The sequence below is a fragment of the Marinilabilia salmonicolor JCM 21150 genome, from assembly GCF_000259075.1.
Classification (GTDB): domain Bacteria; phylum Bacteroidota; class Bacteroidia; order Bacteroidales; family Marinilabiliaceae; genus Marinilabilia; species Marinilabilia salmonicolor.
The window spans coordinates 18,256-42,368 of record NZ_AJKI01000041.1 but is presented as its reverse complement, the minus strand read 5'-3'; the positions used below and the strand labels follow the sequence as shown (position 1 = coordinate 42,368).

The 24,113-nt window shown below is 43.3% G+C and carries 23 protein-coding genes; 6 read left to right on the top strand and 17 right to left on the bottom strand.

The window, feature by feature from the left end:
• Positions 1-10: 10 nt before the first annotated feature.
• From W7W_RS0117335 to W7W_RS0117290, 9 genes are all read right to left on the bottom strand, one after another.
• Complete coding sequence (locus tag W7W_RS0117335) at positions 11-241, bottom strand: hypothetical protein (RefSeq protein ID WP_010664935.1); 231 nt, start codon at positions 239-241, stop codon at positions 11-13.
• Positions 242-272: 31 nt separating this feature from the next.
• Positions 273-1,001: a DUF6046 domain-containing protein gene (locus W7W_RS0117330; RefSeq protein ID WP_010664934.1), complete on the bottom strand. Its 729-nt coding sequence runs from the start codon at positions 999-1,001 to the stop codon at positions 273-275.
• 10 nt (positions 1,002-1,011) lie between these two features.
• Positions 1,012-3,009, bottom strand: coding sequence for a phage tail tape measure protein (locus W7W_RS0117325; protein WP_010664933.1), 1,998 nt, complete (start codon positions 3,007-3,009; stop codon positions 1,012-1,014).
• 198 nt (positions 3,010-3,207) lie between these two features.
• On the bottom strand, positions 3,208-3,693 hold the full coding sequence (locus W7W_RS0117315) for a hypothetical protein (RefSeq protein ID WP_148660915.1): 486 nt from the start codon (positions 3,691-3,693) through the stop codon (positions 3,208-3,210).
• 56 nt (positions 3,694-3,749) lie between these two features.
• Positions 3,750-4,187, bottom strand: coding sequence for a hypothetical protein (locus W7W_RS0117310; protein ID WP_010664931.1), 438 nt, complete (start codon positions 4,185-4,187; stop codon positions 3,750-3,752).
• A gap of 3 nt (positions 4,188-4,190) precedes the next feature.
• Positions 4,191-5,414: a DUF2586 family protein gene (locus W7W_RS0117305; RefSeq protein WP_010664930.1), complete on the bottom strand. Its 1,224-nt coding sequence runs from the start codon at positions 5,412-5,414 to the stop codon at positions 4,191-4,193.
• 2 nt (positions 5,415-5,416) lie between these two features.
• Positions 5,417-5,791 (bottom strand): hypothetical protein, encoded by a 375-nt coding sequence (locus W7W_RS0117300; protein WP_010664929.1) that lies wholly within the window; start codon positions 5,789-5,791, stop codon positions 5,417-5,419.
• A gap of 48 nt (positions 5,792-5,839) precedes the next feature.
• On the bottom strand, positions 5,840-6,769 hold the full coding sequence (locus W7W_RS0117295) for a hypothetical protein (RefSeq protein ID WP_010664928.1): 930 nt from the start codon (positions 6,767-6,769) through the stop codon (positions 5,840-5,842).
• Positions 6,770-6,781: 12 nt separating this feature from the next.
• On the bottom strand, positions 6,782-7,894 hold the full coding sequence (locus W7W_RS0117290; protein ID WP_010664927.1) for an ATP-dependent Clp protease proteolytic subunit: 1,113 nt from the start codon (positions 7,892-7,894) through the stop codon (positions 6,782-6,784).
• Positions 7,895-8,115: 221 nt separating this feature from the next.
• Between W7W_RS0117290 and W7W_RS0117285 the strand changes: the two genes are divergently transcribed.
• The 6 genes from W7W_RS0117285 to W7W_RS0117260 all read left to right on the top strand — a co-directional run bounded on the left by W7W_RS0117285 (position 8,116) and on the right by W7W_RS0117260 (position 14,419).
• The gene (locus W7W_RS0117285; protein WP_010664926.1) at positions 8,116-8,667 is read left to right on the top strand and encodes a hypothetical protein; all 552 of its coding nucleotides are present in this window, start codon (positions 8,116-8,118) and stop codon (positions 8,665-8,667) included.
• On the top strand, positions 8,667-10,202 hold the full coding sequence (locus tag W7W_RS0117280; RefSeq protein ID WP_010664925.1) for a phage terminase large subunit family protein: 1,536 nt from the start codon (positions 8,667-8,669) through the stop codon (positions 10,200-10,202). The genes W7W_RS0117285 and W7W_RS0117280 overlap by 1 nt, the downstream gene beginning before the upstream one ends.
• Positions 10,199-10,645, top strand: a complete 447-nt coding sequence (locus tag W7W_RS0117275; protein ID WP_010664924.1) for a phage protein Gp36 family protein — start codon at positions 10,199-10,201, stop codon at positions 10,643-10,645. Before W7W_RS0117280 ends, W7W_RS0117275 begins: the two co-directional genes overlap by 4 nt.
• 11 nt (positions 10,646-10,656) lie before the next feature.
• Positions 10,657-13,194, top strand: a complete 2,538-nt coding sequence (locus tag W7W_RS0117270; RefSeq protein ID WP_010664923.1) for a phage portal protein family protein — start codon at positions 10,657-10,659, stop codon at positions 13,192-13,194.
• 90 nt (positions 13,195-13,284) lie between these two features.
• The gene (locus tag W7W_RS22440) at positions 13,285-13,872 is read left to right on the top strand and encodes a hypothetical protein (RefSeq protein ID WP_010664922.1); all 588 of its coding nucleotides are present in this window, start codon (positions 13,285-13,287) and stop codon (positions 13,870-13,872) included.
• Between the two features lies 1 nt (position 13,873).
• Positions 13,874-14,419 (top strand): hypothetical protein, encoded by a 546-nt coding sequence (locus W7W_RS0117260; RefSeq protein WP_010664921.1) that lies wholly within the window; start codon positions 13,874-13,876, stop codon positions 14,417-14,419.
• Here the strand turns inward: W7W_RS0117260 and W7W_RS22435 are convergent.
• From W7W_RS22435 to W7W_RS0117220, 8 genes are all read right to left on the bottom strand, one after another.
• A complete protein-coding gene (locus tag W7W_RS22435) occupies positions 14,409-14,633 on the bottom strand; it encodes a hypothetical protein (protein ID WP_010664920.1) in 225 nt (74 codons plus the stop codon). The genes W7W_RS0117260 and W7W_RS22435 overlap by 11 nt on opposite strands.
• A 376-nt stretch (positions 14,634-15,009) precedes the next feature.
• Positions 15,010-15,702, bottom strand: a complete 693-nt coding sequence (locus W7W_RS0117250; protein WP_010664919.1) for a glycerophosphodiester phosphodiesterase — start codon at positions 15,700-15,702, stop codon at positions 15,010-15,012.
• Between the two features lie 88 nt (positions 15,703-15,790).
• Entirely contained in the window at positions 15,791-17,671 is a 1,881-nt protein-coding gene (locus W7W_RS0117245; protein WP_010664918.1) for an FAD-dependent oxidoreductase, read from the bottom strand.
• Between the two features lie 96 nt (positions 17,672-17,767).
• The gene (locus W7W_RS0117240) at positions 17,768-19,225 is read right to left on the bottom strand and encodes a calcineurin-like phosphoesterase C-terminal domain-containing protein (protein WP_010664917.1); all 1,458 of its coding nucleotides are present in this window, start codon (positions 19,223-19,225) and stop codon (positions 17,768-17,770) included.
• A 132-nt stretch (positions 19,226-19,357) separates the two neighbouring features.
• Positions 19,358-20,530, bottom strand: a complete 1,173-nt coding sequence (locus W7W_RS0117235; protein WP_010664916.1) for an AGE family epimerase/isomerase — start codon at positions 20,528-20,530, stop codon at positions 19,358-19,360.
• A gap of 10 nt (positions 20,531-20,540) precedes the next feature.
• Positions 20,541-21,473 carry a DUF4434 domain-containing protein gene (locus tag W7W_RS0117230; RefSeq protein WP_010664915.1) on the bottom strand — a complete coding sequence of 311 codons (933 nt, stop codon included), beginning with the start codon at positions 21,471-21,473 and terminating at the stop codon, positions 20,541-20,543.
• Positions 21,474-21,516: 43 nt separating this feature from the next.
• Positions 21,517-22,233, bottom strand: a complete 717-nt coding sequence (locus W7W_RS0117225) for a GDSL-type esterase/lipase family protein (protein ID WP_010664914.1) — start codon at positions 22,231-22,233, stop codon at positions 21,517-21,519.
• Positions 22,233-24,071: a sodium:solute symporter family protein gene (locus W7W_RS0117220; protein WP_010664913.1), complete on the bottom strand. Its 1,839-nt coding sequence runs from the start codon at positions 24,069-24,071 to the stop codon at positions 22,233-22,235. The genes W7W_RS0117225 and W7W_RS0117220 overlap by 1 nt, the downstream gene beginning before the upstream one ends.
• Positions 24,072-24,113 lie beyond the last annotated feature (42 nt).

Below are 24,113 nucleotides of genomic sequence, written 5' to 3'. Positions count from 1 at the left end.
TGATTGGTTACTACTCAGCTTTTGAAACATCCAGGTAGTATTGGCCACCTTCTTCAAAGAAGCCACTTGCCTCTGTTTCATAGCTGATGGTCAATTGCAAACTACCCGCAGGGGTAAATTTGGCAAATGACTTGTTTTCCTCCGAGCCATCAATTACTGGCATCAGGTTTACTTCTTTCTGTTCGCATTCAGGAAAATCCTGTACACTAACGCATTCAAATTTTGCTCTAACCTTTGTCATAATGTCAAATTGTTAAATGATTAAATTTCAGTTACAAAATATCGGTCAATAACAAGTCCTCATCACTGGTGGCCTCTATGGTGTATTGCATCATATTGGGCCGTCCCTGGACAGGACTAAAGGATAAATCCTCGGTGGTTATCCTGTAGATGTTCCTTTTAGCAAATATTTGCCCGTCCACCTCAATGCTGCCTGCTATCTCGTGGTACTTCTGGATCATATCCATTTGTCCGTCCACAGTCTTAAAGGCACCCTCATTATCTTTGTCCGGAATAATGATTCCTTTAATAGTAATATTCCAGTCTCCAAGACCGTAAATCTCTTTTACCGTTCCTGATCCGCCGGTAGTGGTTGTTTTGTTCACCGTTTTAGGTCTGGTGAAATCTACAATCGAAGCCAGTGGCATCAGAAAATCAGGATAACTCTTTTCCTTGAGCTCACCGGTATAGTGATAAGTCATATACCGGCCACCTCTGAGCCAAAAGGCCCCAAACGTTTTATTCCCCATTCGCACCGGGGCATCATCATACTCCGGATCATCAGCCTCAACTTCGAGTCCCGGATAAGGAGCTGGAGAGTAGTCCCGCCCCTGCCACCAGGTGGGCAGGTAAACGGGACTTTCCACACCAAACACATCGCTTAATAACTTACCCACGTAGGCCACGTCGATTGTAGGAACAGTCCTCTTTAGGTCTGACTTGTAATCGGCGGCTACCTTTGCCGGGTTTATATTGTTTGTCAACGGGCTCTTAAAATCCATCTCATCAGTTTTATGAAACGGCTATCATGCCGTCGCGCAATCTGTCGTTTAATGCTTTTACCACCTTTTCGGCCACCGAGTCAATCTCAGATTTGGAACCTCCGGAACTGATGGTGAAATAGTTTTTCATATCAATGCGCTGGGTGATATTCTTGATAGAACTGCCCCCGGATCCACCAGTGGTATTTCCTCCTGTTGAACCACCCGTTGGCTTCGGTGACAAATCGGTTGGCGACAACTGCGGAGAGACGTTCTTAATGGCCATGGATGATGCACCAGCCTTTTCAGCCTTGCTGTTTGTACCGCCTGCAGTTTGTGCCTCGGGGATTTTATCCGGATTATCCTGGTAAAAGCTTTCTTCCCCTTCAGCCCGACCCTCGGCAAATGATTTAGCAAGCTTGGTTCCGTAGTCTTTAGCAGCATTGAGCACCTTGTCAAAGCCCTCGCTAAAACTATAATCACTGTCAAACCAGTTCTTCGGATTAAACACACCTTTTATAAGGTGCCATATTCCCTCCATAACCTGTTTGATGAATTCGTAATAACCGGTAAAAGCTGTTTTAATGAAGTTCCAGACGCCCATGAGTACACCCCGGAACGTAGCTGATGTTTTCCAGAAGTAAGCCCCAAGCGCAATGAGCGCGGCAATAATTGCAGCAATCCACCCAAGTATCGGGATATTCATAATGGCCACTCCAAAGGCTTTGGCCGCTGTGGACATTATGCCAAATGCACCGCTCACCAGGGAACTGCCAAGCGTTACAATTTTCCCAACCACCGGCATTGTCTTGAGCGTATTGAAAAGCAACAGGATCCCTTTTCTGGCATTGGCCATGTTTGCCATAACTGTTACGGCCCCGGCCAATCCATCAACAAAAGGAGCGATGTTAGAAGTGATGTCAAAGAGCCCTATTTTTAAATCGGTAAACCAGGCACTCACTCGGCTCATGGTTTCGGTGTACCCGCTCATTATCACATCTGCCTGCTCGGTTGCTGTATTAGTTCCTGTAATAGCAGTTCTCAATTCATCCTGCGCATCAACAGAGTTGAGTAATATGCTTGCAGCTGCAGCATTCTCGGTTCCAAAAATCTGGGCCATTATTGTGCCATCACTCTGTGCTTTCCTTAATTCTCTTAATCTGTCAGTTAAAGGGATGGCCTTATCAGCAACCACACTGTAATCCACTCCCAATGCTCTTAATTTTTCCGATGCGGCTTTGGGTATCACATCCTCACCGGCCATTTTGCTTAATACATTCCGGAGAGCCACACCGGCTTCCGAACCATATTTACCACCCTTTGCCAAAGCCTGTAGGGCCGCATTGGTTTCTTCGAAAGTAACATTTGAATCTTTTGCCTGGACACCGGCTTGTTTTATTGCCGAACCAATATCGGTTACCTCTGCGGCACCTTCTTTTGCACCTGCAGCCATCACGTTCATCATAATGGTCATCTGGTCAGCCGCCTGTAATGGATCCGAAAGATCAACGCCAAACTGGAGCATTGCAGTTGTCAATGCATCCATTGAACCTACGGCATCATTGCCCATGGTTTTACTCAGGGTCGCAATATTACGCCCCATCAAATCGAGCGCCTCCTGGTTGTTGGCAATATCAGGCCCAAGTCTGGAGAGTACACTTTTGTAACTTTCCGTCATGGCCGAAGCGTCTCCGCCAAAGTCCTTTGCTGTTTGTCTTGCTTTAGAGCCCAGTTCATCAAGCGCCTCTCCGGTAACTCCTGTAATTGCTTCCACCTCTTTAAGTGAAGCATTGAAAGCCGCACCAGGTGCGTTGATTTGCTCAAACTGGTTGGCAAGGCTTTCCACACTATCGGCAACTGCGAACAGGTCAATCGCAGACATTTCCTCAAGAGCGCTTTTGCTCTCCTCAGCTTCCTGCCCAACATCCTCCACGGCATCGGCGGCTTTATTGGCCGCTCCTATTACTTCTTTCATAGGAGCGGTCAACCTGTCCACCAATTCAAGAATCCATTGTGTCTTGTTCGCCATTCTTACCGAAGATTGCAGCAGCCGCAGATACAACGGCCGTTTTGAGGTTTAGAAATTGAATTTTATTCAGATAGAGGGTTTCAGCGTAAAGCGCACACCACTTTTCTTCATCCAATTTGTCAGGATCTATATGAAAAGTCTGTCTAATCATGGCATCACCCTGGCGGATGATATCATGATCCTCTATTTGGTATTGCTTTACGCGTTCGCTAAAAAAGTGGCGGCGGGCGCAATCATCTTTTCAAGCTTCGACACCACGCCCATGTAAACTATGCCATCCTCCAGGGCATCGATATCTCCACCTACCACAAGGTTCTTTATAGCCTTATCGGCAAACTCATCTATCTTTCTGTCTTTTGCCAATGGTAGTAACATCTTGATATGGCTCCGATCGGGACGCCTTACAACAAATTGATATTGCTCAGCTTCGGATATAACCTTCCCGTCTTTATCCTTTTCCTCCGGTTCTACCACCACCGTTACAAGCTTCACATGCTTGTATTTTACTTTTAAGTCCTGGATAATCTCCGGAGTAATACTGGAGGTAATAACTCCGGCCGGAATTGCGGCCATTGAGATAACCTCACGGGAGTTATTGGCCATGTAGTCAATGGCCGGAGTTATGTCCACGCTTGATAAAATAGAGGCTGTTACACCTGCTACCAGGACAAGCAGACACGTCAATAAGATTCCAATTGATTTCTTCATTTTTCAAGTATTTAAATGGTGCTTAAACAGGATTACAAAACATTCCAGCCGATATGGCTGATCAGCATCTCAAACTTGTAAGCAATGGTCTTGTCGTTTTGCTTAACAGCCACGCCGCGTCCGGGAAGCTTACAATTGTGAATGCGGTCTTTAATCTTGATGTCGTTGTATTCGTATTCCACAACGATATCAAAAGGAGCAATGTCGGAGAGTCTTTTCCCTGGAGGGAGTGAACGCTGAATAGCATTTACCTCTTCCAGGTAAAGAGTGATGGCCGCTTTGGCAGAGTAATTACCCTCACCATAACCAACAGGGAATTTCCCGGCCCCGTAAGCGTTTTCCATCTCCACATTATCATCATACTCAAGTTCGGTGATGCCTTCCACATCACGCCCAAGCATGTTAATGGTGATTGAGTTCCATCCGGCCAGTTTGCCGAACTTATTAATTAGTGTACTTGCAGTTGCCATCTTTTACAGTTTATCGGTTAAACCCAGGTCAACATCAAATTCATGCACGGTTTTACCCACAACGAGCTGACCTTTTACGCTTAGTGGTGTATCTTCCGATGGTGCCTGTGCCGGGTTAATATAGATGTCCTTTCCATCAATATTGCCGGCGGCCTGCATTGAGTCGAGTGCACTCAACACATCAGATTCGCAACCACTGATCCAGGTGCTTTTGATATACCCGGTAGCCGGATCGGTTGGCACTTTTGAGCGAACCTTTGGAATGAGGGTGCGCCGGATAATCCGTGCAGCTTTATTCCAAATGCAGTTGAGATTGAAATAGGCGTAGTCGCTTTCTTTGCTCACGGCAGTCGGACAACCGTTCCAGTAAAATCCGCTGTAATCGGCAAACGAGCCTACATACATATAGCCTTTTGCTGTAAGGCTGGATTGTTGAGCCGGTGTAAGACTCTTGAATGTTTTGCCGTCACAAAGAGCGGCACTCAACCATCGGCCCAGCAGCTCATCGGTAAGAGAGTAGTTTTCCTCTCCACGCCGATCACGGGGTTTGTCCTCTATGTCAACGCTTCCAATATCCTCATGCACCTTTCTCACACCCACAGAACCAAGTGCGGTTCCAACGGCGGCCCTTACAGCATAAGACGCTTTCAAAGCTGCCTGCGCTGGTTCCTGGGCAATCACGTAAGTCACGTTTGGTGCACTCAGTTCTCGCAGATCGGAGTAGGCTGTAACCTCAATGCCCAACGCGTCTCCCACGCCTTCCACAAAAATGCCGTCAATCAAAAGATGTTCCTGTTCAAATGCTGAAACAAGGCTCTGGAAGCTCAGCGCATCAGCATCAGCAGTGGTAACGGTTGTATCCAGTCCGGCAAAGCCCAGTACATTGACACCATCAACAGACCGAATGGCTGTTTTTAGTTCCTCACTTGCCACCAGTGCAGCAACGGTTTGAGTTGCATCCACAGGAATCAGATGGAAGGTTGTACCTGGAGAGAGTCTGAACATTTCCGACAAATGAAAATGAACCAACTCATCATTGGTGTCATCCGAGGACTCGGTAATCCCTAAATCCTCCGCCGTGGTAATGTCCAGTAGTTCGTAAGCCTTATTAAATGACATGCCTCCCGGAAGAGTCATGCCACAAATAAGAGCTATCACACGGTCAGAACTCACCTGTCGGTTCAGACCGCCGTTTAACTTATTAATATTCGCACCTGCAAAGCTCATGCTTAATCGGTTTTAAGTTCTTTAATCCGGGCTTCGGCTGCTTCAAGCACAGACTTGCGCTTTTTGCCCTGTTCCTCGGCTGCCAGAATATGCTCAACAGTGGTTGCTGTTTCTGCTTCATTAATGGCAGCAATAAGGTTTTCTGCAGTCTCCACCTTTGGAGATTTGGCGCTGTCAAAATCATCGCGCGTAAAGGAGTGGATCTTCAACTCCTTTTTATAGCGGTTTTTGATAGCGTGGTTCTTTACGGCGTTATCACCTTCATCGGTAATAAATGCCATGCCGTCGGTGGTAACAGCCACCTTTTGGGCCTTTTTGTATCGCTTGAATACATCGGCTGCCACGGCTTTGATTTCTTGTTTATTAAGTACCTTCATGGTTTAACGAATTAAATCGGCCGGGTTCCACCAGCCGGTAAATGAAACTTACACAACAATGCCGCTGACAATGGCACCGACTCCAATTTCCTGAATCCGATCCACCAACCCGTAAGTCTGAGTTCTAAACTCAGAGGTAGGATCTGCCGATTTGGTATCAGTGGTTTCCGGCTTGTACAGAATCTTAACACTGTCAAGATGATAAACTGTATTGGCCGCATGGAAAAACAAAGATGCCCGGCGATCGGTAGAGGTAAGAGCAGCACCTTTTGCCAGTTTGGCTCCTAAGTTGTCGTAAGCCAGAACCGCATTGTTCCTAAAGAACTTAAATCCCATCACAGACTGAACCTCTCCGGTCTTCGGATCGAAAAAGATGTTCTTGTTTGAGAAATAACTGGCACTGTCACGGTCAATAATCAGGTCGGTTCTGTGCTCCGGACAAAGAACCATGTAGTTCTCTTCAGGATTTCCCAGGTTGAGAACCTCAATCTTTTCGAGATATTTAACCAGGTCAACAAAAGTCAACCGCTTTCTTCCGGTTCCATCATCAGGCCCGGTAGTTCTCATTACCGGCATGTCTTCATTGGTATCATCATCGGGGGCCAGTTTCCACATCACGTGGTCACGAATACCTCTTTTGAAAGCTTCTGTATGCTTCACACGCACAGCAGAACGCTTGTCATAGTTCAACGACCTGATTTCTGCATCATCTACAGAAGTAGGTTCAGTGTCGTACTTTTCCCACTCAACAAAGGCCTTTTTACCATCCATTTTCTTGGCGGTAAACTCAGCCGAATTGTCAACGATGAAACCAACGTTGTTGATGAGCTTGTTAAAGCGGATACCATCAGCGGTAATCGCTTGCCTTGGGGCCCCTTTCAGCACACCAATGAAATCATCTTTGTCATTTTTGAACTCGGCCAAAAGCTGCGGGGCCACATATTGATTCAGCCAGTTGCCATCTACTAATACTGCCATCAGTTATCCTCCTTATTTGATTTTGTTGCGTTTTTTCCAGTCAGCAAACAATGCATCGAATGCTGTGGGATTCTCATCCTCTAATTGCGCCAGCAACTCAGGATCCTCATCCTGCAATTGCTCGAAGTTCTTACCGTTGTAAGTTGCCGTTTTACCATCGGCAGAGGTCTTAATCTCTGAGGACAGTGGTTTTTCAACGGGTTGAATGTCATCAAGCAGGGCCTTGGTGCCGTCGTAGTCCTTATCGAACATGGCCTGCCACTTGCTTCTGGCATCTGCTTTAATGCGCTTTTCCTTTTCGGCCTTGTCAAGGGTTGCCTTGATATCGGCTTCGCGCTGTTCCTTTTCCTTGCGCTCTGTCTCTGCTTTGAGAGCGTCATAGTCTGCAGCCTTTTTCGCATTGTCTGCGATACGGGCGTTAACTTCCTGCTCGGTTGACTTTTCAGGCATCCCAAGCGTTGTTGCAATAGCTTTTACATCCATTTCCAGATTGTTATTGTGAATAATATCGGTATTAGCAATGGCAATGGGAGAGCCACTCTCCTTAATTACCGCCGCCGTGTCGGTGTCAATTTTTACAGAATCTTTTACCTTGGTCACAAAACCCCACTCAACAGCTTGCTGGGCCGTCATCCAGAAATCTCCGCCATTCCATTTGTCTTTGAATTCTGATTCCGGCTTTTTCAGTTTGGCGGCGTAAGCATCATAATAGGTAGAGGTCATGTTTTTGACCAGTGCCAGGTAGTTTTCAATTTCGGTTTCGTTGCCGAAGGTTCCGCCCATAGGCTTGTGGATCATAAACTGACCGTTTCTTACCTGTTCAAAAACAGTGGCACATGCTGCGATGTAGGTGCCGGCACTGGCCACAATAGCACCACCGTCTCCGGTGTATTCTCCGAAAACTTCATGAAGAATATTCACTATTTCATTCGCCTGGATACAATCACCACCCACCGTCATCAAATAAACATGGCACTTTGTGGCACCAGCGTCTTTAAGTTCCTGGCATTTGGCCCGGAAGTCGGTAGCGTTGTTGTTATTCCATTCGGAAATTTCACCAATGATGTCCACCCTTGCAGTGGTATCCTCGGCAAATACATTAATCTGAAGCTTTGGTTTGCTCATAAACCTGTTGTTTTAAGGTTATCCGTCAGGCCGGATTCGTTCCATTGAGGTAACAAAGGTTCATGGTTTTTCAAAGCCTTACAAATCAGTATTTAATGGGGTGTAAAATTCTCGGGTAGTACTTATTTTTTTTCTCTTTTACAGGAGAATATTAGAGTAGAAAAAACGCTCATTTCCCAAACCGGACAAATCCAGTCACCTTTGCAAATAAAAGACTTGTAATGGCTAAAAAGACAAACTCAAAAGCCCCCAAACGAAAGAAACAACTGCCCCGCAAGGAGTATGAGAAGTTGAGGCATACAGCTTACGAGTACATTGTAGTGCATGGCCTTGACCAAAAGGAGGTAGCGCGTATGCTTGACCTTACCGAACAAACTATTTCCAAGTGGTCGAAGGATGGGAAGTGGAGAGAGGAAAGAACATCCAGACAGCAATGCCACTCCACAGATACGGCCAACACTAAACAGATCCTTCGCCTGATGAGTGAACAACGGCTCAAAATTGAAATGGAGATCCGGGATGCGGAAAAAACCGGAGACAAGGATGAAGAGCTAAAACTTCGAAAGGAGGCCCGGGCCTTATCCGATGAAATGAGTAAGCACAACAAAACGCTGCTTAACCTGGAAAAGGAAAACCGCATCACATTGGGTGTTTACATCGATGTGTTTGACGACATCTTTACCAGCCTGCGCAATTATGATGAAGACCTCTGGGGCAAAACCATCGACTTTCAAACCATTCAGATTCGCAAAAAGACAAACGAGTTAGGTTAATGGCTACACAACGCAAAACAGATAAGGAAAAGGCGGAACTATATCTCAAAAAACTTGAGATAGTACGGAAGGCTAATGATGTTAATCCTTTTGAAACAAAAAAGGAACAGGAAGATCGCATACGCAGATCAAAGGAGGATGTGGTTTACATGGTTATGACATATCTGCCTCATTATGCTACTGCCGAATGTGCAAAGTTTCAGGAGGATGCAGCCAATGAAATAGCGGACGATGTGCTAATTAAAATATTCCTGGAGTGGTTCAGAGGGGCGGCAAAATCTGTTTGGGCGAATGTCATAATTCCACTGTGGCTTTGGATGAGAGAGGACTATATGTTCTTTTGTCAAATGTCCGACAGTCTCGAACGGGCCCAGGAACTTATCGCGGATGTCCAGGCAGAATTAGAAGGAAACCCTCTTTTAATCCATGACTTTGGCGTTCAAAAAAGAGACGGTGACTGGGAGTACGGAAACTTCAGCACCATAGACCAGCGCTTTATTGGCAAATCGTTTGGTATCCGGAAAAAGGTTAGAGGTGTTCGTGTTAAAAACAGACGGCCTACCTATTGGAGTATAGATGACCTTGAGACACCGGACACCATTGCAAGTCCAAAAAGAATGAGAAAACAAGCCGGCATTATTGAGCGGGATGTAGTTCCTACAATGACCGGGCCCATTCGGAGGGTTGTTTATGCCAACAACCGTTTTGCCAGGGTAATGACCCAAACCATACTGCAGGAACGTCACCCCTCATGGGTTGTTCGTCAGATTAAAGCCTACAACAAAGTAACCTATCAACCTGCGTGGCCTGCTATGTACTCATCAGAGTATTACAAGCAGCAGGAAGTTGACATGGGTATCCCGGCTGCTTATGCGGAGTACCTCCATGAGTCAAAAATAGAAGGTAGTGTGTTTAGCGAAGACCAAATTCAATGGGCTAAGCTTCCATCGCTCCTGGACTTTAAAATGGTTATCGTTCACTGGGATATTGCTTATACCGACAATGAGAAAAGTGACTATAACGCATGCCGCGCCTGGGGACTACATGGAAATGATTTTTGGTTGATAGACTGCTACGTTAAGCAGTCAAAAATGAAACAGGCCGTTGAATGGATGTGTCAGTTTAAAGGAAGATTACCCAAGGGAACCAATGTCATTTTCCAATATGAATCGCAGTTCTGGAACGGTGAGGTACAACGTGCCATTAACGAGGTTGAGGAACAATACTACGATACTCTTAACCTGGTAAAAATACAGGTGCCAAAAGTTAACAAGCTTATGCGCATGATTACCATGCAGCCTTACTACCAAAACGGCAGGATCTATTACAACGAGGCACTGAAAAGCCACTCGGATACACAGGTAGGAGTTATGCAGCTTTGTTCAGTCGAGGAGGGTAGTAACGAGCATGATGATGCACCCGATGCAGACCAACAGGCTATCTCAAAACTTGAGCTCTATTCTACTCCGAGAGGTCAGGCTAAAGGCAAATCATATCGCACCGGTAAAATGAAATCTAAATACAACTTGCCATGAAGTACATTAATAAAGATGACCTGATATCTGTAATACAGGAAAGGTTAATGACCGAGACAGTGGCACTCTCTCCGGAAGCACCACTGAATGACAATACCATCTTAAACGACATAGAGGATCAAGCAATAGATCTGGTCGTATCATATATATCGGGCAAATATGATTATACAAGGATATTCCCGGATGCTCCCGAAACTCCAATCCGAAACGGGATACTTGTGCAAATCATTGCCTCTATTGTGGTTTACAGAAGTGTGCGCCGGAATGCTGCAAGAAAGGTGCCCGAAGATTACATGCAATTATACAGCGATGCTCTGAAGCAGTTGGAAAAGATTCAGTCCGGAGCCATGAAGCTTGTAAACTGTCCGCTTCTCGCCAACGATGATGGTAGTCCTGTTAGTCCTGTTTATGGCAATAACACCAACGATAATTTTTTCATTTAAACACTACTTAAATGGCTAAGCAAAAACTTATAGACCGTATATCCAACGCTGCTGAAAGGGTAATATTGAGCCGGATAAAAAACAACAACCTGTATAATGAATATCACAACCGGTCGGATGGGAAGAAAGCGAACTGGAAACGCCAGGCAATAACCTACCAAAAAAAGGACATCGAGGACTGGACAGTTGCTATAATGTCTGCAACAGATCCTGAAAATCCCAGGAGAGGACTTCTTATGCGTTTTTATCAGTCCCTCATGCTTGACCTTCACCTTGGCAGCTGTATTGACAACAGGATTCTACCCATTCAATGCGCCCCGTTTAAGTTGGTTGACAAGGACGGAAACGAGGACGAAGAGGCGCACAAGCTTCTGGACAGGCCATGGTACATTGAGCTCGTTAAGCTTATTTGTCTGCATACGTTTGAAGGCACCAAACTCATTGAACTTTTTGATCTGAATGAAAAGGGAGAGCTTAAACAGGTAACCGAAATACCTCAGTCCAACTTCCTGCCACAGAAAGGCATTATTATTAAGGAGGAGTATGATGACAATGGGGTATCCTATAAAGAAGGATTCTATTCAAATTATTATGTCCAGGTGGGGGGTGACTGGAGCCTTGGTATGCTGAGCCAATTGGCAATGATTGTTCTCGCTAAGAAGCTGGGCCTTGGTTCGTGGATGAGTTACATTGAAAAGTTTGGTGTGCCGCCACTCTTTGCCATTACCGAAAGAATGGATCCGGGGAGAAGAGATGAGTTATTTGAAATGCTGGAGGCTTTTAAGATGAATCATTTTGCAGTATTGCAGGGTAATGAAAAAATAGAGGTGCCCAACAATTACAATGTGGATGCTTATCAGTCGTTCAAGTCTCTCATTAGCGATATTGCAAACAGTGAGCTTTCCAAAAGGATACTTGGTGGTTCCGGCATATCAGACGAAAAGAGCTTTGTAGGCTCTGCAGAAGTACAGGAACGTTTACTCAAATTCAGGCACCAGGTGGACAAACTCATTTTCAAATTTTACTTCAATGAGCAAATCAAACCACGCCTGGTAAAACTGAGCTCGGTTTATGCACCGCTTGAGAACCTGTATTTTGAATTTGACGAATCGGAGTCATTATCACTCAAAGATATTCTGGAGGCAATTAAAGACCTTTCACAATACTACGAGTTTGATGTTGAGGAGATCGCCAAAATAACAGGGCTTCCGGTGTTGAAAGTCAAAAATATTATGGCAAGTCAGGAACCGGATCCTCAAAAAAAAAAGAGTAGCAACAACGTAAACGCATCTTTTAAATCAGGCTTCGCACCCTTTGCCGCGGCACAATACAACCTTAGTGCAGCCACATGGGATTCAGCAACTGAAAGAATGGCCACCCAAATATACAATGGGGAGACTAAACCGATTGATCTGGATCGTGATCTGGTATTAAAGAACTATGCCGCCTTGAACAAAGATGCCAACGCGGGCTGGGGAAAAGACTATTATGATAGTGATCTAACCCGTAAATTCAGGGAAAACCTTTTCAAGTTTTCCGGGGCTAAGAGTTACAACCTAATGAATAGCCTGGATAATATCTCCGGACAAAAGCTATCGAAGGATGAATTTGTTGAACAGGCAAAAAAGACTGTAAACCTCCACAATCAGACATGGCTGGATGTGGAACGTAAATGGGCGGCCAACTCATCAAGCTCTGCCAAAAACTTTGAGTCCTATTTAAGCGATATCGACATTTATCCCTACTTAAAGAACAGAACCATGCAGGATGAGAATGTTAGAGATTCGCACGAGGCCAATGATGGGGTGATTAAACCAATAAATGAGTGGAAGGTAATTCCGCCTTATGATCCGGGTTGCCGCTGTTGGCTCGAACAAACTAACGAACCTCCCACAACGGACAGAGACCTAACCGGCATTGGAGACCAGTGGGCCAATAATCCTTATTTGAGTGGGAAGCTGTTCAGGGATAACCATAGTTATTTCAAGTCAATACCATCGGGTGCCGTCTCCGGTGTTCGGGATAACACAGAGTTATTAAAGGAGTTTGTTCCTTACAACAGGTCTATTGATGCCGGAGATAAAAAGGTTTTGGTAAACGATTTTGCAGACACAAGGGATATGGACGAAAACATAAATGCGGCCATTAAGCTGGCTGAGAACCTTAGCAAAAACATCTATATCCGTCCCCATATCAATAAGCCGGGGTACAAAAACCCGGAATATGGAATTGGAAACAAGTCCAAAACAGGAGACCTCAAAACCTACTCTCCAATAAAAGATGGTAAGCCTGTAACCCTTGAAAAGTTTGTTGTCAACTCCATGAGCTCAGCCAATAAGCAGGGTGTATCACACCTTGTTTTGGATGTATCCCAATACCTGGGGCCAATTGATACAATATTAAAAAGGAGATTAACCGGTGGTTTGAATGATAAAATAAACCGCAACATCAGCGAGGTGATTGCTATCAATGGAGAAAAGGTTTCCAGAATAACCAGGAAGCAAGTGGCTAAACGAGATTTTAAAGAGTTCCTGGATGGCCTATTATAAAATCAAAAAGGCAGAAACCGGGATTCCTGCCTTTTATGGTTGAGATTGACCGTAGTCGCTCTCATTAGCACAACAAATATACAACTGTTTATGGCAAAAAGAAATAAAGTCCCTGAATTTTTAAAGATGGCCAATGACCTCAAAAAGAATGCTTCTCGTTATGCGGCATCGGAGTCAGTCAAGTTCTTTAAAGAAAGCTTTGTAAAAGGCGGGTTTACCGACACCTCCTTTCTGCCATGGAAAAAGTCTGCGTCTCCATTAGCTGGTAAAAGGACTCTATATAAAAAAGGTACTTTGATGCAGTCTATCCGAAAACAAATGGAGACCATGGAACGGGTTGTTGTTGAAGCAGACTCAGAGTATGCCGAAATACACAACAATGGTGGTTACATCACAGTAACAGAAAGAATGAAACGTTACTGGTGGTATCAATACACCCAGCTTAGCGGCAAGGTAAAAAAGACAAAATCAGGCAGAGTCTCAATGGCCAAAGCAAACCGCAAAGTATCAGGAAAGGCAGAATTTTGTAAACGAATGGCACTTATGAAAGTGGGTACCAAAATAAAGATTCCCAAAAGACAATTCATGGGAGAGTCCCAAACTCTTTTGATGAATTTTGAATCATTCTTTGATGGTCGAGTTGACGTAGTATTTAAACAGCATTTAAACAATAAGTAAAATGGAAGCCTGGACAGATTTATACAAAGAATTGGCAGAGGTAATTAAAACCAAAACTCCCGAAATTGAGTGGGTTGATTTATGGCACGAGCAGGTTTCATACCTCACGGATGAGCTGCCATTTCCAAGCCCGGCAGTTTTTATATCCTTTAACACCATGTCATGTGATGACAAAGGGCAGCTAATACAGGACTGCGAAACGCAAATAGACTTTTATCTATTCTTTGAGACGTTCTCTGACACCTACGTTGGATCATATAACCAGGATAGCGCGATTAACTTTCTCAGGATACTTACCAAACTACACACTGCATTCCACGGCCTTAGTGGCAACAATTTTAATACAATGAGACGGGTTGATATGCGCCGGGAGGAAAGCGGAGACGCTGGTAATCTTTATCGCATTTCGTTTGCCTCTGTTATCGAGGATGCCAGTGCGCAGGTTGAATACGACCAGCAATCAGTTAATGAAGTGGATTTGAGTAAAGGCCCAATCACACGGCCAGACACCACAGATGGTGAGCCGCTTTATGATATCAGGATGTAGGTTGCTTGGATTTACTAAGGAGCTGGTTGTAATACTCGTAGTTGCTTTTATCGTAGAATATCAAAGAGTAGATATAGTCTTGGTCTAAGAAAAAATGTTCCTCTTCAAGTTCCTTTAATACGTCATCAATGCGATTGCGCTTCACATCGTACAGCTCATAAAATTTATGAACCAGGCGTCGGTTTCGTTTATTGATTCTATCAGATTTGCGCATCAGGAATAGTGGCTTTGATACAAAAATAGAAAACAAATCCATCAGCCCCAGAAAAAAAATTGTAACCTATTTTGTAACCTAAATTGTAACCTTTCGATATTTTTTATTCTCCAACATCAAAAAAGCGCAAAACAGATTGAACTGCTTTGCGCTTTTAGCTTTCCTTTTGTATCCCCCGTTAAATCTATTATCTTAGTTCTACTCTTTTCACTTAAACAGGCTTAAATCAAATTCAATGCTTATTAAATGTATATTCAATCATCAGCACGGTTTGTAAAGGCTTGTTTTGTTCTTAAAACTTTATCAACCTTTTGCGATTCAAGACTTTACACATTATTTCATTGTAACCTATTTCTTTCATCATTCTTAATCCCCCTTACATTTTCTCATCATTGACCGTCCATACAAATACATCCAAATTGTTTTCCCCTGCTTTGTGCATTAATTCATCACTCAAAAGAGAATAATGAACATCAAGTCCATCAGCCCCATATTTTCGAGCAGTTTCTATAAGTTCTTCTACCGGTTTATTCTCCCATACTAACCAGTAACGCGAAACTTCCGGTAAATAATTAGACGCATCTTCTAACTTTGCAGCATTAAAAGAAATAATCACGCTTTGCTCTGAAGTGCCCGTCTCCGCCAGCAGATCTGATAGCATCGGAAAGACATCCCCAGCATCGCCTTCTTCCCAACAACATTTTATTTCAATAAAAAGTCTGACATCGGAAGGAAGTATTTCCAAAACTTCCCTCAGTGTTGGAATTTTAGTATTTCCGGTTAGGGTAAGTTGCCTCAAAGCTTTATATTCCGATTCAGGTACAACAAGAGAGTCCTCACTCAGGCGGGCAGTATGACGGTCGTGGAAAACAATGAGCGAGTCATCCTTTGTTCTCCATATGTCCACTTCTATTGCGTCACGGCCTAACTCTACAGCCTTTTTTACAGCCTCAATCGTATTTTCTGTTTCGCTTCCCGCAGCACCGCGATGAGCGATTACCTCTAATTTATTAGAACGACAGGCGCTCAGTACAGTTAATACCATAAGAGCTATTGAAAATTGCTTCATTCGTAAAAATTTATTTAATGCGTGTTTCAATAAATCGTTAGATTTTTAGATATAAAAGATAATTCAAATCACATTGACATACTGCATTTTAATAAACCCGGCCTTTGATGTTTACATCAACCGAAAACGGATCAGCGATACGGCTCAGCAAAACAGCCATCTGGCTTCTTGTGAGATCAGCGTCCGGGTTGAAAGTGCCAAAGCCCAGTTCTTTCCATATATCCTGTCCTGTTTTCAAATGGTCATTGCCGACAGTTTCTTTCCCTAAGTATTCTGCCAGTTCATAAGCGATTGAAACGCCTTCTTCTACAGAAAGTGCCTCATTTTTGAGAGTATAACCCATTTCCGGGATAAAGTCGTTAACTCCAATCGTTAAAGCCTCTTCGGTCATCACCGAGTCGGGATGAAAAAGTGTCACATTGGTCCAGCCTATATTTTTTCCTTCACCCCGGATAATACCAGTCGTTCCGATTTTCTGAACGTCTTCCCAGAAAGCATCTTCGGGGGTAACATCGGAATAAGGCAACAGATATGCATCGGATTTCAGAAGGTGGTTTTGCACCTCACGAACCGGAACTTCAGAAGGTGTAACCTCATTCTTCGCTGCAAGTGCAGCCAAAGTACCGGCTGCCTGGCCTATAAGAATACAAACAGGTTGTAATCGCGTTGTTCCGTTGACAATATTGGTGACGGAAATCGATTTCTCTGCTACAATAAAATCTTCAGTGGATTTAGGGATTAGAGTTCCCAAAGGCAGAGAAAAAGAAGGAACCGGATAGAAATGCAAGTCGGGCACTTTTGACTGATCGGGATATGCTGCATGATGGTGATCTATTGGATAGTCACCCACGGCAATTCCGGTGCGATATAACGGCCACTCCTGATCGAAAGGACGTGCCAGATCATTAACGGTAAACCTGACTTTCCCTTTAATGCGCCTTGACTCACGGTGGTAAGGAATTAACGGGAACCCGTCTTCAGTTGGGAATTCATCCTCTGCTATTCCCAAATATTTGAAGCCCAATTCGGTTTGCAGGTAATAAATGTAACAACGCGTAAACCATTTTGCCTCCTGATAAGCTTCTTCCCGTTCTTCAGGAGTCATTTCGATGACGTTCAGATAATAATCATTCCCGTAAATGGGCCAGTTTATCATGTACTTGTCATTAGGCAGTTTCCCGTACTCCATCATCTCATCGCACGGCCAAAGAGTTCGCGAAATCGTATCTGGATCACAAAGGCCCTTACACGTACAAAAAAACGGTGTAGGATCATAATTTTCGGGTCGTTCAATGGTCTTGTCGATTCCTTTACCGAAATTCTGAAGAATGGTCACATAGGTCATGTCCTGCACAATTTCGTTACCTTCTTCTGCTGCAATATCCTCACCTGTGTCGTAACTCGAATCCATACCAATATCATAAGGAATTTCGGCCATTTTTGCCACATCACCGAGTTCCGTTCCATCAATAACGACCGAAGCTTCAATAGTCATTTTTCCATCAGGCCCCTCAAGTCGTATAAGCCAGCCGCTATCTGCCTTTTCCAGAGTGTCCAGTTTTGTATTAAAGATCAATTCAAGGTTGGGTTCATTCATTGTCATTTCTCTGATCAATTTTTCACCGACAGAAGGTTCAAACAAAACATTACTAACCCAACCAGTTTTCACAGAGTCAGGCCCTCCGTAATAGTTGTAGAGTTTTTGCCTAAACTCTTCCCACAACCCGGAATGTAAGTTGTAATTACCATCAATGGCACTTACTCCGGCAGACGTTAACATGCCCCCCAACCAGGGGCCTTCCTCAACAATGAGGGTGCCCGCACCCATCCGTGCCGACTGAATGCCGGCCATGCTGCCACTGGCACCGCCACCAATGATCAAAACATCGTAAGAATTCTCTTCTGTACATGAGCTAAGAAAAAGTGAAAAAAGGAGGCTAAAAAGAATGATGTATTTGGTTCGTACCATCCGTATCAAATTTATTTAAAGAATTAATCTTATTACAGTCTTCTGGCAGGTAGGACAGACCGGCACTTATTATTTTAAGCTCCCCGGTTGACATTGCTACTTTTCACTTTCAACTAGCGAGATATTTTTTTTATATTTTCTACCGAATGCATCGGTAACAATTATTTCAATATGTTTTGCGTCATTATCCGGAAATGCTTTAAAAAGGTGATGGGTCTCCACCGGATTGGTCCAACTATGAATTAGTTTATCTCTATCCGATAAAATATCCTTAATCAAAGGATCAATACCGGAGAACTGCTGCATTTCTCCCATCTCTTTTCCATCTTGTTTCCAGATAACTGACCACTCTTCATCCCAATCCCAAACATTAACAACTAAAGCATCATCTTCAGAAAGTTCTCCCTCCGGTAAATAAACTCTGAATTGTTTATCACGTTCAGCGCCAATACTTTTATAGTAATGTGTTAATTTATCTCCTGTAGCATGAAAAACCATGTACCCCGATGGGGCCCCGTCGGGACAAATATCACTCTGCCACCACGATCCGCTAACAGCAGCAATATTGTGTTCAACGATATTGTCAGCTATACGAAACCGCGAAGAGGTATGTGTATGTCCTGAAAGTAAATGAACGTTATAATCACTAAGTATTTTCCAAAGCGCATTATTATTGACCAGCGAAGAAGAAATTCTGTCATATCTGAAACCTTCCTCTTTCTCGTTTCTTCTGGTTGTGGGGATATGCACAGCCACAACAACAGTACTACCCGGTTCCACATATTCAAGATCTTTCTCAAGCCAGCTTAATTGTTGTTCGGTTAAATAGCCCATATAAAAATATTCTCTTCCCAGGTAAAAAACATCGTTTAAAACAACATAATGAATTTCTCCCCTGTTGAAAGCGTAATAATCAGGCCCAAAATATTTTTTATACGATCGGGTCGTTTCCGCATTTGACCGGTTATTCAGGTTGATATCATGATTGCCAACGACTCTAAACACTGGTTTCCCGGTTTTTTCCAGAGACGCTATATATTCAGGGAAAAAATCCATCCTGTCGAATACAAGGTCTCCTAAATCCATCAGATGAAGTGGCTCTTTCAATGAATAAGAATCAATATGCTTTTGAATATCTTTGACCGCTTCATTCAACATCGGGAATTCTTCGTCCCGAAAAACCTGAACATCAGCCAGGGCTATAAATGTATGTTCATAGTCGTCTTCAATCTTCTTCAAAACAAAATCGTAAGTCCTTTTATTTTGATCTGAAGCGTTAAGAGGATAATAAAATTTCACCACCCCTTTCTTCTCGGGAGCTTCATAGCCAGGAGGTGTTGTTATGTAGACAAACGCAGCTTCCGGAAAAATTTCAAGAGCGTAAGTACCATCCGCTTTGGTTTGCACAAAATTATAACCATCTGTCACCTGAACGCCTGCGATCGGATCACCATCTTCTGAAATTACTTTACCCTGAATAATATTATTCCCTAAAATAGAGGAAGAATTTATTCCTATGAGTAAAACCACCAATACAGATAATAAATTTTTCATGATTCTAATTTTAATTGGTTTTACCATTCAATCGCCGCTCCACGGCTACATTTCTACTCGCCTATTGACCTAATAACCTTATTCCCTGTTCCAGGGCAAACCACAACCAGCTATTTCAGAGTATCTTTTAATTTATTGCCTCCAGGTCATCTTTTCAAGAGTCTGCCAGCACTGAAAGAGACCTCTCGGCACATGAAAACAGCCTTTCCATTTCCCGCCTTTAAGGCTATGCGTAACTTCGCCTCTTCGATTCAGGTAACCAAACCATTCGGGAGATTCGGTATCTTTAAAATGCTTCCATGTATAGTCGTGCACTTTTTCGAACCAGTGGAGATTTTCTTCCGAGCCGGTAAGATGATATCCTTTAAGCAAAGCAATAAGGGTTTCCAGATGCACCCACCAAAGCTTCATATCCCATTCCAGTTGTTGGGGAGGATGATTTTTTGCATCCATAAAATAGAAAATACCGCCAAATTTCTTATCCCATCCGTGCTCAAGTGTCTGTAAGATGATGGTTTGTGCTTGATCAATGACATCGCGTCTGTCGAGGCGCTCCGCCAAATCCATAATAAACCACATAGCCTCGATGGCATGACCCGGGTTGACCAGCCTTCCGTCAAACGTATCGGAAAAAGATCCGTTTTGGTTTACATTCTCGACAATAAGACCATACTCGGGGCGATAAAATACGTTCATCACTTCATCTATAAGCGTTACAGCCGACTCTTCAACAAACTCTTTCCCAAGCAGATGTTCCATTTCCAAATTAAGATTGCACATAATCATAGGCAAAGCAAAATTCTTCAGGTTTCTGGTTCCGGGAACAGCTTTGTTGTATCTTCCCTTTGGATTATCCTGGCGCTCCAGAATGCGATCGTAAGTCTGCCGTGCAAGAGAAGTATATTCATCGTTTCCGGTGGCAAGCCCCAGTTGAGCAAAAGCCATAGCAGCAAAAGTATAGGAAAAGATGTTATATGGCTGAATCAACGGTTTCCCATCAGTGGTAAGACTAAAATACCAGTTACCAAAGCCATCGTGTCCGTATTTTTTAAGGAATTCCCCCCCCTGCCGGGCACATTCTAGCCATTCAGGTTTTTGCTCAACCCGGTTATATAGCATCGAAAAAAGCCACACTTCACGGGCCTGTAACCAGACAAATTTATCAGTATCGAAAACCTTTCCTGCCTTGTCGAGACAGGAAAAATAACCTCCATATTCCTTATCCTGTGATTTATTAAGCCAGAAAGGCACAACATTTCCGAGAAGTTCGGTTTTATATTGAATTGCTAGTCGTTGAAAATCCATTGTTTACAAATTATTTCTTTCCCAAATACTCCATGTAGCGGTTATACAAATGCCCGGCCTGCAAGTAAGCCGATTGAGGACTCATAAAATGCGAGAATTCAAACGTAATGGCATCTTTTATTCCTGCTTTGGCAGCCATTTCAAGTTTTAATAGAAGTTTCTCCCACTTAATAGGCATAAATTTGATAGGCATATCGCGGTCAAATGTTTCAGAATTGGTCCAGCACTCAAGCCCGTATTTATCGGCAAGTGATTTATTAATCTGAAGGAATCCCGTCAATTCATCGTAATCCACATGCCCGTCCTGAAAAGCGACAATATCCACCGCGCCTTTAATGCCGCTAAAGATTTCACTCCAGTCGGCCTCGTGCTGCTTAAGCGTTATACCACTACTCTTTGTTGTATCGGTAGTGTATTGGCTCACATTCTTAATACCATCTATATATGGAGAAATCAGTACCGGCAGACCGTCAGATATACCCTTACAATGCCTGGCGAGGCCTGCATACAAATCAATTATCTGACCTGTTTGACGACTAATTTCCTGAGAAAGGTACCATCCTTTAAAAGCCGGCATGTTTCCGTACTTTTTCCAGACCTCATCAATGAACGCTTTATTAAGATCTACTTCCTTTTGGAATTTACCTTCATTCCAGTATTTCCCTGAATCATACAAACCAAAATAAAAGTCCATTCCGTATTTTTCTGCAAGTTCCAAAAACATCTTAACCAAATCCACAGAAGGACGATATGCATGCTCCTGCTGAATCAATACATCAGATGAAAATGTCTGCCATTTCCCGTAACCTGCGCGAATGAGAATAACAGTATCAATACCGGCTCTTTTCATAAAACCAAAATCTTTATCCCATTCTTTTCTACCCCAATTTTGATGGGGAATATCATGACTTATCTCATCCAAAAATGTCCCTTTAATTCTCATTCTTTTATCCTCTTATATCGTTAAAAGTCTTTTTTCCTAAACACTATTGACAAAGCACCTTGTTGTCCTGAAAGTTTTCAATCCAAATCTGATACCCTTTCTCATTAAGATGGAGCCCGTCAACACAAAATTTTTCCGGCAGCTGATCACTATTACCGGCAAAAACACGGTAAAGATCAATGACCTGAAGGTCATACCTGCGTCCCAATCCCCGAACATGCTCATTTAATACCTTAATGGCAGAAGTTTTGTCCTTCATGTAGTCGTAACTAATGGTCGATTCATTAATCGGCAAAACGGTCTGAAGTACCAGACGTGTACCAGGACTGTCACGTTTCACCTTCTGAATAATCTGTTCATATTTTGAGGCAATCAGTCCCACTGACAAACCACGACCAAGATCATTGATCCCGATCATCAAAAAAATGACAGCCGGTTTTTCCTGTAATATCGAATCTAATCTGGCATAAACGCCCCAACAGTTGTCACCTCCAATGCCCCTGTTTACTGCAGAAACATACGGAAACCACTCATTCCAAAACCCACGCTCTGTTATACTGTTTCCAAGAAAAACAACATGCCAGGGTTTTACTTCAACCATCTCATGCATTGCTCGTTTATTCAAGTAATAATTATTAGCATAAGAAGTATCAACTTTTACCTCCTGTCCTGATAAGTTAACCGACAGACCTGTCAAAAGAATGACCATTCCCCAAAAACCTCTCGAACCCTTCAGTTGATTTAATATATCCTTACTCATTATTCAATGTTTTTTATATGATCATACCAGAAAAACTTCAACAATACGGTAGTCCCGATAAATACCCCAAGCGAAACCCAGGCAGAAGTATATTCCCCGGACAGGAAATAGAGTGGCAATACAACCATTGACATCTGCCAGGTAATACCCACCACAACATTAAAAGCATCACGTTTAAAGTCCTTATTCGGAACAAATAACGGATCATCTTTAATAACCTCACGCTTCACGGGTTCCCAGAACCCCCATGGCCTGGTTTGCTTGTAAAACTTCTTAAGCGTTTCCATGTTTTCAGATTTAGTAAGAAGCGTTCCCAGAATGGATGCGCCCATGGATATAGCCAGAATAATCGGATACATATATATATCAATTGCACCCGGAACAAATATCCGCACTGTTGGGGGAACAACAATAGAAGCAACAAGGCCGCCAAGCATTCCATAGAAATACCCCATGCCGTTGAAACGCCACCAAATCCATTTCAACACGTTGGCGGCTGCATAACCACCATACAAAGAAGAAGTGATCCAGAGAGTAAGGCTGTTAAGATTTCTGGCAAACAGTCCAAACATAACACCGATAAGCACCAATACCAGGCTGGACATATAACTGTAACGCACCAGTTTCTTGTTCGAAGCATTCGGATTAAGATATTTCTTATAAAGATCGTTCACCAAATAAGCCGGCGCAGCATTGATGAAGGCCGAAAAAGTTCCCATAAATGCAGCCAGCAAACCAGCCAGCAATAATCCCTTGATTCCGACAGGCACAAATTGACGAATAGCCAAAGGAAGCACCATTTCAAAATCGATATCAGCTCCCATTTTCATTAGCTCTGGTTTAAGATAAACCAACCCAAGTATGGCAAAGCCACCAATCATTAAATAACGTGGAATGAACAAAGCCAGTGAAGTGAGTCCGCTCATTTTTGCAGCTTCTGCGGGTGTTCTGGTACTTAGTATTCGCTGCATATCATAACTAGGAACCGGTCCAGCAAGACTTGCAAAAATTCCTTTCAGAATCATCATCATCAACAACAACCCGAACATTTCATAACCGTCACCGCCGATTTTATCATTCAACTCGGGAAAAGTTTCTGACCAGTCGAGATTCAGTTTCCAATCGGGCCATAAATTCGTCCATCCTTCAGGGATGACGGCAGTAAGTTGTTCTGGAGTCACCTTATTGTAAGCAATAATACCTATCGATATACAGGCTACCGTCATAATGAGAAACTGAAGCACCTCGGTACTAACAACACTGTACATGCCCCCTTTCATAGTATAAAGGGTTGTAATGCCAATAATAATTAAGGCATAAACCTGTTCTGAGGTCAATTGCAGCCCTAATATGGTAGTAGAAAGATCCCAGGTAAAGAATGTTGTAGCAAATTTGCCAATGCCTTCCACAAAATAGCCTATGAAACCAATGACACTGACAATTGCGAACACCACAACTATGATATGAGAAAGGCGTCCACCTCTGCCATCACCAAAACGGAAGGTGATCCACTGAGCGCCAGTCATAGTATTCGATCGCCGCATCCAAATGGCCAGGAAAACCATCACGAATATCTGATTCCAGACAGGCCACAACCAGGGTATCCAGGCACTTTTTAAACCATAGACAAAAACAATGGTAACCGTCCACATCGTTCCCGATATGTCAAACATTCCTGAAGCATTCGAGAGACCAAGATAATACCATTTGATATTATTCCCTCCCAAAAAATAAGCCTGCAGGTCTTTTGATGCCCGCTTCGAAAGCCAAAATCCGATGAATAATGTAAGCGCAACGTAGGCCAGAACAATTCCAATATCGATAAATGATAAGTTCATTAAAAACTCCTATTTAAAAAATGTCATTTTCTACTAACAAAA

What these genes read in the sequence shown, in the direction of transcription:
- W7W_RS0117335 (WP_010664935.1), bottom strand. Translation starts at nt 241, where the DNA reads ATGACAAAGGTTAGAGCAAAATTTGAATGCGTTAGTGTACAGGATTTT.
- W7W_RS0117330 (WP_010664934.1), bottom strand. Translation starts at nt 1,001, where the DNA reads ATGGATTTTAAGAGCCCGTTGACAAACAATATAAACCCGGCAAAGGTA.
- W7W_RS0117325 (WP_010664933.1), bottom strand. Translation starts at nt 3,009, where the DNA reads ATGGCGAACAAGACACAATGGATTCTTGAATTGGTGGACAGGTTGACC.
- W7W_RS0117310 (WP_010664931.1), bottom strand. Translation starts at nt 4,187, where the DNA reads ATGGCAACTGCAAGTACACTAATTAATAAGTTCGGCAAACTGGCCGGA.
- W7W_RS0117305 (WP_010664930.1), bottom strand. Translation starts at nt 5,414, where the DNA reads ATGAGCTTTGCAGGTGCGAATATTAATAAGTTAAACGGCGGTCTGAAC.
- W7W_RS0117300 (WP_010664929.1), bottom strand. Translation starts at nt 5,791, where the DNA reads ATGAAGGTACTTAATAAACAAGAAATCAAAGCCGTGGCAGCCGATGTA.
- W7W_RS0117295 (WP_010664928.1), bottom strand. Translation starts at nt 6,769, where the DNA reads ATGGCAGTATTAGTAGATGGCAACTGGCTGAATCAATATGTGGCCCCG.
- W7W_RS0117290 (WP_010664927.1), bottom strand. Translation starts at nt 7,894, where the DNA reads ATGAGCAAACCAAAGCTTCAGATTAATGTATTTGCCGAGGATACCACT.
- W7W_RS0117285 (WP_010664926.1), top strand. Translation starts at nt 8,116, where the DNA reads ATGGCTAAAAAGACAAACTCAAAAGCCCCCAAACGAAAGAAACAACTG.
- W7W_RS0117280 (WP_010664925.1), top strand. Translation starts at nt 8,667, where the DNA reads ATGGCTACACAACGCAAAACAGATAAGGAAAAGGCGGAACTATATCTC.
- W7W_RS0117275 (WP_010664924.1), top strand. Translation starts at nt 10,199, where the DNA reads ATGAAGTACATTAATAAAGATGACCTGATATCTGTAATACAGGAAAGG.
- W7W_RS0117270 (WP_010664923.1), top strand. Translation starts at nt 10,657, where the DNA reads ATGGCTAAGCAAAAACTTATAGACCGTATATCCAACGCTGCTGAAAGG.
- W7W_RS22440 (WP_010664922.1), top strand. Translation starts at nt 13,285, where the DNA reads ATGGCAAAAAGAAATAAAGTCCCTGAATTTTTAAAGATGGCCAATGAC.
- W7W_RS0117260 (WP_010664921.1), top strand. Translation starts at nt 13,874, where the DNA reads ATGGAAGCCTGGACAGATTTATACAAAGAATTGGCAGAGGTAATTAAA.
- W7W_RS22435 (WP_010664920.1), bottom strand. Translation starts at nt 14,633, where the DNA reads ATGCGCAAATCTGATAGAATCAATAAACGAAACCGACGCCTGGTTCAT.
- W7W_RS0117250 (WP_010664919.1), bottom strand. Translation starts at nt 15,702, where the DNA reads ATGAAGCAATTTTCAATAGCTCTTATGGTATTAACTGTACTGAGCGCC.
- W7W_RS0117245 (WP_010664918.1), bottom strand. Translation starts at nt 17,671, where the DNA reads ATGGTACGAACCAAATACATCATTCTTTTTAGCCTCCTTTTTTCACTT.
- W7W_RS0117240 (WP_010664917.1), bottom strand. Translation starts at nt 19,225, where the DNA reads ATGAAAAATTTATTATCTGTATTGGTGGTTTTACTCATAGGAATAAAT.
- W7W_RS0117235 (WP_010664916.1), bottom strand. Translation starts at nt 20,530, where the DNA reads ATGGATTTTCAACGACTAGCAATTCAATATAAAACCGAACTTCTCGGA.
- W7W_RS0117230 (WP_010664915.1), bottom strand. Translation starts at nt 21,473, where the DNA reads ATGAGAATTAAAGGGACATTTTTGGATGAGATAAGTCATGATATTCCC.
- W7W_RS0117225 (WP_010664914.1), bottom strand. Translation starts at nt 22,233, where the DNA reads ATGAGTAAGGATATATTAAATCAACTGAAGGGTTCGAGAGGTTTTTGG.
- W7W_RS0117220 (WP_010664913.1), bottom strand. Translation starts at nt 24,071, where the DNA reads ATGAACTTATCATTTATCGATATTGGAATTGTTCTGGCCTACGTTGCG.